Source organism: Bradyrhizobium sp. (assembly GCF_049581145.1).
Lineage (GTDB): Bacteria > Pseudomonadota > Alphaproteobacteria > Rhizobiales > Xanthobacteraceae > Bradyrhizobium.
In genome coordinates, this window is the sequence record NZ_JBAURI010001181.1 from 1 (window position 1) to 6,729 (window position 6,729).

General features: G+C 63.0%; 7 protein-coding genes. 1 reads left to right on the forward strand and 6 read right to left on the reverse strand.

Going from position 1 to position 6,729, the window contains the following annotated elements:
* On the forward strand, nucleotides 1-766 hold a 766-nt coding region (locus tag WCB02_RS37530), incomplete at its 5' end, for a LysR substrate-binding domain-containing protein (protein WP_423966981.1).
* Between the two features lie 285 nt (nucleotides 767-1,051).
* Here WCB02_RS37530 and WCB02_RS37535 read toward each other — a convergent pair.
* The 6 genes from WCB02_RS37535 to WCB02_RS37560 form a co-directional block, all read right to left on the reverse strand.
* Nucleotides 1,052-1,486, reverse strand: coding sequence for a c-type cytochrome (locus tag WCB02_RS37535; RefSeq protein ID WP_423966984.1), 435 nt, complete (start codon nucleotides 1,484-1,486; stop codon nucleotides 1,052-1,054).
* 30 nt (nucleotides 1,487-1,516) lie between these two features.
* Complete coding sequence (fdhA, locus tag WCB02_RS37540; protein ID WP_423966986.1) at nucleotides 1,517-2,707, reverse strand: formaldehyde dehydrogenase, glutathione-independent; 1,191 nt, start codon at nucleotides 2,705-2,707, stop codon at nucleotides 1,517-1,519.
* Nucleotides 2,708-2,749: 42 nt separating this feature from the next.
* Nucleotides 2,750-3,526 carry a substrate-binding domain-containing protein gene (locus WCB02_RS37545; RefSeq protein WP_423966988.1) on the reverse strand — a complete coding sequence of 259 codons (777 nt, stop codon included), beginning with the start codon at nucleotides 3,524-3,526 and terminating at the stop codon, nucleotides 2,750-2,752.
* A 41-nt stretch (nucleotides 3,527-3,567) separates the two neighbouring features.
* A complete protein-coding gene (locus WCB02_RS37550) occupies nucleotides 3,568-4,083 on the reverse strand; it encodes a c-type cytochrome (RefSeq protein WP_423966990.1) in 516 nt (171 codons plus the stop codon).
* The gene (locus tag WCB02_RS37555) at nucleotides 4,058-5,884 is read right to left on the reverse strand and encodes a methanol/ethanol family PQQ-dependent dehydrogenase (RefSeq protein ID WP_423966995.1); all 1,827 of its coding nucleotides are present in this window, start codon (nucleotides 5,882-5,884) and stop codon (nucleotides 4,058-4,060) included. Before WCB02_RS37555 ends, WCB02_RS37550 begins: the two co-directional genes overlap by 26 nt.
* Nucleotides 5,885-5,987: 103 nt before the next feature.
* Nucleotides 5,988-6,386, reverse strand: coding sequence for a GlcG/HbpS family heme-binding protein (locus WCB02_RS37560; protein ID WP_423966993.1), 399 nt, complete (start codon nucleotides 6,384-6,386; stop codon nucleotides 5,988-5,990).
* Nucleotides 6,387-6,729: the final 343 nt, after the last annotated feature.

Sequence of the window (6,729 nt, forward strand, 5' to 3'; positions counted from 1 at the left end):
CCGCCGTTTCGCCATCACCGAGATCGGACAAGGCTACTACCGCCATTGCGTCGCCATGCTGGTCGAAGCCGACGCGGCGCAGGAAGCGATCGAGCGGGTGCGCGCCGAGCCGCAGGGCATCGTCCGGGTGAGCTGCCCTTCCCCTCTGCTGTATTTTCAGGTGGGCGAGATGATCGTCCGCTTCATGGCCGAACGACCGAAAGTGGAGGTGCATCTCGAAAGCACCAGCCGGCCCGTCGATGTGATCCGCGAAGGCTTCGATGTGGCGATCCGGGCGCGCTTCCCGCCTCTGGAGGAAAGCGATCTCGTCATGAAGGTGCTCGCGGAAAGTCCGCAGCGCCTGGTAGCTACGCCTGCCGTGCTGGAGGGACTGTCCCACCCGTTCGTGCCAGCCGACTTGAGCACCCTTCCCAGCCTCGCATGGGGTCCGCCCCACCAGGAACACGAGTGGTACCTTGAGGGGCCGAACGGCGCAACCGCCCGGATTCCTCACCGACCTCGTTTCGTCACCGAGGACATGGCCACCTTGCGGCTCGCGGCCTTGCGGGGCGTCGGGGTCGTGCACTTGCCAACCATTGTCGTGCAGAAGGACGTTTCGGAGGGGAAGCTCATCGATGTCCTGCCCGAATGGGCTCCCCGGACAGCCATCATTCACGCGGTATTTCCATCGCGCCGAGGCTTACTCCCTTCCGTGCGTGCTTTCCTTGATTTTCTGGCATTCGAATACAACGCGCTCAGCCGCGCAGAGGCGCAGGAGGAGCGCTGATCGGGCGGCGTCGTGGTGTCTCGCATAAGCGGATCCGGAGTGATCCGCGATCGAACGCCCGAGGGCGGACTTGCTGACTGCCGTCGATCGGCAATCTGTTCCTGCGATCAATTCAGAGGCCTTAACGTTGCGGCACCAGAATTGCTGACCGGGCAAATGTTGGACAAAGATGCGCCGGCCGTTCGCCCGGTTCAGCGGACTGGAAACACCAGCCCTTGCTCTATTCCTGGCGGACCTCATTACTACGGTTTTCAGCACACGCAGGATCAATCCGCCAGTACCCCCTCAGTGCAGCGTTTCGAGATACGCGACCAGGTCGGCGCGCTCGGCGTCATCCTTCAGGCCGGCGTAGACCATCGAGGTATCCGGCACCATCGCGCGAGGATTGGCGAGGTATTTTTCGAGGGTGGCGGCGTCCCATGTGATGCCGAGCTTCTTGTGGTCGGCGGTGTAGTTGAAACCTGGAACGCTGCCGGCCGTACGGCCGACCACACCGAACAGCGTCGGACCGATGCGATTCTCACCCGCGATCACGGCGTGGCAGATGCCGCACTGCTCTTTGAATATCTTCTCGCCGGCGGCGGGATCGGCGGCGCGCGCGGCGGAGGCGGACCCGACGAGCAGCAGGCCGGCGGCAATCACGCTGCGCAGCCTGCGACCGTTCCCCGGACTTGCCTTGACCGCCACCTCAATGAGCCTTGGGGCCTTTTCCATTTTCATGATGACGGTCGAACTCCTGATCCAGTACAGTCAGGCTGCCTTCGGCAACAAGCCGTGCGGATCGAGCACGAATTTGGCCGCGATGCCTTTGTCGAATTCGGCGTAGCCCTTCGGCGCGTCCTCCAGGCTGATCGCTTTGGCATTGACGATCTTTGCGATGGGCAGTCGGTTATTCAGCAGCGCCATCATGAGCTGGCGGTTGTAGCGCAGGACAGGCGTCTGGCCGGTGTGGAAGGAGTTCGACTTGGACCAGCCAAGGCCCAGGCGAAGACTGAGATTGCCGGTCTTGGCGGCCTTGTCATGCGCGCCGGGATCTTCGGTGACATACAATCCGGGTATGCCGATGACGCCAGCCGGCCGGATGATCTCCATCGCCTGGTTCAGCACGATCGCGGGCTGATCGCCACCGCCATGGCCCTTGGCTTCGAAACCCACCGCATCGACGACCGAATCCACCGTGGGTTCGCCAACGACCGCGGCCACCTGCTCGCCAAGCCGATCGTGTTTGGTGAGATCGATCGGCACGAAGCCGACCTTTCTGGCGTGACTTAGCCGAGCCTCGTTCATGTCGCCGATCATGATCACAGCCGCACCCAAGAGCTGGGCGGAGGCGGCAGCCGCGAGGCCTACCGGACCGGCGCCCGCGACATAGACCGTCGACCCCGGCTTGACGCCCGCAGTCAACGCGCCGTGGAAGCCGGTCGGCAGGATGTCCGTCAGCATGGTCAGGTCCATGATCTTGGACATCGCCTGGTTCTTGTCCGGAAACTGGAGCAGATTGAAATCGGCATAGGGGACCATGACGTAGCGGGCCTGTCCGCCGATCCAGTCACCCATATCGACATAGCCGTAGGCGCCCCCGGCACGACCGGGATTGACCGTGAGACACACGCCGGTATTGGTCTCGCGGCAGGCGCGGCATCGTCCACAGGCGACGTTGAACGGCACCGAGACGAGATCGCCCACCGCGATCATCTCGACATCCGAGCCCTTCTCTATCACCTCGCCCGTGATCTCGTGCCCGAGCACCATGCCTGCCGGAGCCGTTGTGCGGCCGCGGACCATGTGCTGATCGGATCCGCAGATATTGGTCGAAACCACCTTCAGGATCACGCCATGCTCGATCTTGCCGCCTCGTGGGTTCTCGAACTTGGGATCGGCGATGTCCTGGACCTGGACTTCCCCTGGCTTGGTGTAGACGACGCCACGATTTTTGCTCATGATAAGGCTCTCTTTCGATGTGGTCAGAGGAATTAAGCCGTTTCAGCGCGGTGCAAAGGCATCCGGCAGAACCGGCACGTGATACTCGGCGAGAATCGCCGAGATAGCGGTGTGGTTTCGTTCGAGTGAATCATTGAGGCGCCGCAGCAGCGCATTGTCGCCACGGCGAACCCCCATCGAAATATAGAACGCCATCGGCAATTCGGTGCCGTCGCGCCAGGGCTCGACCGGCTCGAGAGTCAACGGTTTGGAACCCTGCGCGGCGAAGTAACCGGCCACCGGGCCCCACACCACAGCGACGTCGACATCGCCGTTTTCGACCGCATCGATGATCGCTGATGACGGGTGCGGCTGGCGGTAATCTCCATAGAGCATGTAGCCGCGCACGTTCTGCACGATGCCGCGGTGGGCAAGGGCATGCGCCGGCGGCGTGTTCATCGCGTCGGAGCCCACCATCTGCACCCCGATGACGAGATTGCGAAGCTGCGGATCGTCGAACGAGGCAATATGCAGGCCGCGATCGGCGCGTGAGACGAAGACATAGCTCGAGCGGTAGTACGACCGGGTGCTGGTCATCATCTCGGCGCCGCTCACGACGCCGGACCAGACGTCACAGACGTCCGCCTTCAGCGTGTGACGGACATAGCCGCGCCGCTGCGCCCACCACGTATAGTCCACGGTCGAGCCGAGATCCCGTGCGATCAGCGCGACGATCTCGTTCTCGAAACCGTGGCCAGCCTGGTCCGAGAACGGAAGATTGTTGGGATCGGCGCAGACGCGAAGCGCGGCGGCATCCGCGGTGGCTGCGCTGATGGTCATGGACGCCGCCGATATCACGACGCTGAAACACCGGCGCCATTTCATGGCTTGATGCTCGTCGCGGTTTGCGAGGCCGAAGAGGAAGCGGGCGCCGACAGCGACTTCACATATGCCGCCAGTTCCCAGATCTGCTGAGGCTGCAAGCTGTCCTGCCAGGACGGCATGCCGTTCGGACGGCCTTGCGCGATCGACGCATAGATCTGGTCGATCCGTCCGCCATAGCGCCAATGGCCGGACATCAGCGCCGGCCCCATGCCGCCGCCGCCATTGAAATGACAGCCCGTGCAGTTCATTTGGCCGAACAGCTCCTTGCCGGCCGCGATCGCGGGCTTGTCTCCCTCGAACCGCGCTCCAATCGGATCCTGCGGGGGCGGAGCGCCGCCATTGGGGAAGAGGCCGGTGACGGCAATCTCGTTGGGCCCGTGCTGTGCCTCCGGGGGAGTGCCTTGTTGCGCCGATGCGTTAGTGGCGGCGACGGCAAGCACCGTGACAAGGGCGAAAGGCAGGAGCCGCGTCGCGGCCGCCCATCGCTCAGGGTTTCGGCAGGGTGAAGACATAGAGCGTCCCTCCGGGTGCGGTTTTCGTCTTGAGGTCCGCCATGACGCCGTTCATGCCAAGCGCGCCGGTGGGATCCTGCGGATCAAGGTCGCCGGAGACGATGGCGCCTGCCCAGCCGCCGACCCCCGACAGGATAGCGACGTATTCGTGCCCGTCCGGACCCCGATAGGCGATCGGCTGGCCGATGATCCCCGAGCCGGTCCTGAACTGCCATTTCAGTTCGCCCGTCTTGGCGTCGACGGCTTTGAACCAGCCATTCATGGTTCCGTAGAAAACCAGTCCGCCGGCGGTGGCCATCGTGCCGCTCCACAACGGCAGGTCCTCCTTGATGGTCCAGACCGGCTTGCTCTCTACCGGATCCCAGGCGGTGAACTCGCCGCGATTGCCGCCGGGGCCGGCCTTGGTGACGACCTCGGCACCGACGAACGGCGTGCCAGAGATGTAGCTGACGGGCCTGCTCTTCCAATCCATGCACAGGTTCTCATGGGGTATGTACATCAGGCCGGTCGACGGCGAAAACGCCGACGGATTCCAGTCCTTGAGGCCGGACGCCGTCGGACAGATGTCATGTACGACAGTGCCGATCTTGGTGAGCTTGTCAGGATTCATCACGGGCCGCCCGGTCTTGAGGTCGACGCCGAGAACGGAATTGACGTATCCGTATGGCTTGGCCGAGATGATCTCGCCGCTCTCGCGGTCCACCACGTAGAGATGACCGTTGCGGTCAGGATGCAGCAGCACCTTGCGCGGGTTGCCGTCCACAGTCATGTCGACCAAGATCTGCTCGTTGATCCCGTCGTAATCGTGCTCGTCATGCGGGTTATACTGCAACGCCCATTTGGCGGCGCCGGTATCGGGATTGCGTGCGAACAGCGTGGTGGTCCATTTGTTGTCGCCAGGACGCTGCTCCTGGTTCCAGGGGCCAGGATTTCCGGTGCCGTAATAGATCAGGTTCAGGTCGGGATCGTAGGCGATCCATCCCCACATCGTTCCTCCACCGGTCTTCCAGGCGTCGGTCGGCCAGGTCTTGACCCCCAGGTCCGTGCCGTTATCCGAAGCGTAGAACGAGCGAAATCCCGGGCCGATCAGCACGTCCTTGTCCGGCCCCGTGGCATAGGCCCGCCACAGCACCTCGCCGGTGGCGCCATCGAGCGCCGCCAACCAGCCGCGTACGCCGAGTTCGCCACCGGAGTCGCCGACCAGCACCTTTCCCTTCACCACCAGCGGCGCCATCGTGATGGTCTCGCCGGTGTTGATGTCGCCCAGTTTGGTCTTCCAAAGCACCTTGCCGGTCTCTGCGTCCAGCGCGACGGTGTTGTCGTCGAGCGTGTTGAAGAACAGCTTGCCATCCGAATAGGCTGCACCACGGTTGACGACGTCACAGCACGCCACACCCTGTGATGCCGCGGCCGGACGCGGCTGATACGACCATTTGATCGGCGCGCCGGGCTTGGTAAGATCGAGCGCAAAGACGATGTTCGGATAGGGCGTCACAATGAACATCGTGTTGTTCGCCACGATCGGCGCCGCTTCCTGCCCGTGATCGACGCCGGTCGAGAAGGCAAAGGCGACCTGGAGCTTGCCCACATTCGCGCCGTTGATTTCGTCGAGCGCAGAATATCGCGTGGCCGCATAGTTCTTCGCGGGCATCGTCCATTGACCGTCCTCGGACGGCGCCGCGGAGGCCGGCACCGTTGGCGTCTGTGCGGCGGCCAATGCCGGGCCAAGCAAGAGCGACGCGCCTGTCAGCAGCAGACCAAGCCATCTGAACCGCCAGATCGCTTTCGTCGGACCCTCCATTCGATATCGGCCAACAAATTGCGAGATTGGGAGTGTCGTCATTGGAAAACTCCGCCTACGCCGGCTTGCTGTTCCTCACGGAGAGGCTTCCCGGCCCATGACACTATGACCAGGCGGCGACCGCTGCCTCCGCCACTGCCTGGTCCTGCTCGCCGCTGCCGCCGCTGACGCCGACGGCGCCGACGATCTGGCCGTTCATTTTGATCGGGATGCCACCGGCGAAGATCATGACCCGGGCGTGGTTCGATACGTGGATGCCGAAGAACTGGTCCCGCGGTTGGCTGTTGCGGCCAAGTTCCAGCGTCGAGATATCGAAGGCCTTCGCGGTGAAGGCCTTGTTGATGGCGATGTCGATGCTGCCAAGCCACGCCCCATCCATGCGCGCGAAAGCCGTCAGGTTGGCGCCTGCATCGACGACGGCAATATTCATCGGCTGGCCGATTTCCTTCGCCTTCACGATCCCGGCGCCAATGATTTTTTGCGCCCTTTCCATTGTCATCATGACAGTCGAACTCCTGATCGCGAACAGTCCAGCCGCCTTCGCCCGCAAGGCGCGCTGAAGCAGCAGAAATCTGGCAGTGGATGTCCCTGGTTGGCCATCGTCCATCGGGAGGCGGAGCCTGCCTGTTCGTATCGTGAAACCAAACGTTCGTATGAGCGATCCCTGGGCGACCTCGTGCGGGGGCGCAATCTCTCGTGCTGCGTTGGGCGGAGATGCCCATGGCGCATCTGCCGAAACGGCGGCGGGTTGCCCGACCTATCCTAAACCTTGGTCTGTTAAGTCCAAACGTACGATTGATTGCAACACACGAACGTGCTGCGCGATCCAACCCAAAGAGCATAGC

Bases quoted from the DNA above. Each gene is read 5' to 3' on its own strand.
- WCB02_RS37550 (WP_423966990.1), bottom strand. From the start codon at position 4,083: ATGTCTTCACCCTGCCGAAACCCTGAGCGATGGGCGGCCGCGACGCGG.
- fdhA (WP_423966986.1), bottom strand. From the start codon at position 2,707: ATGAGCAAAAATCGTGGCGTCGTCTACACCAAGCCAGGGGAAGTCCAG.
- WCB02_RS37555 (WP_423966995.1), bottom strand. From the start codon at position 5,884: ATGGAGGGTCCGACGAAAGCGATCTGGCGGTTCAGATGGCTTGGTCTG.
- WCB02_RS37545 (WP_423966988.1), bottom strand. From the start codon at position 3,526: ATGACCATCAGCGCAGCCACCGCGGATGCCGCCGCGCTTCGCGTCTGC.
- WCB02_RS37535 (WP_423966984.1), bottom strand. From the start codon at position 1,486: ATGAAAATGGAAAAGGCCCCAAGGCTCATTGAGGTGGCGGTCAAGGCA.
- WCB02_RS37560 (WP_423966993.1), bottom strand. From the start codon at position 6,386: ATGATGACAATGGAAAGGGCGCAAAAAATCATTGGCGCCGGGATCGTG.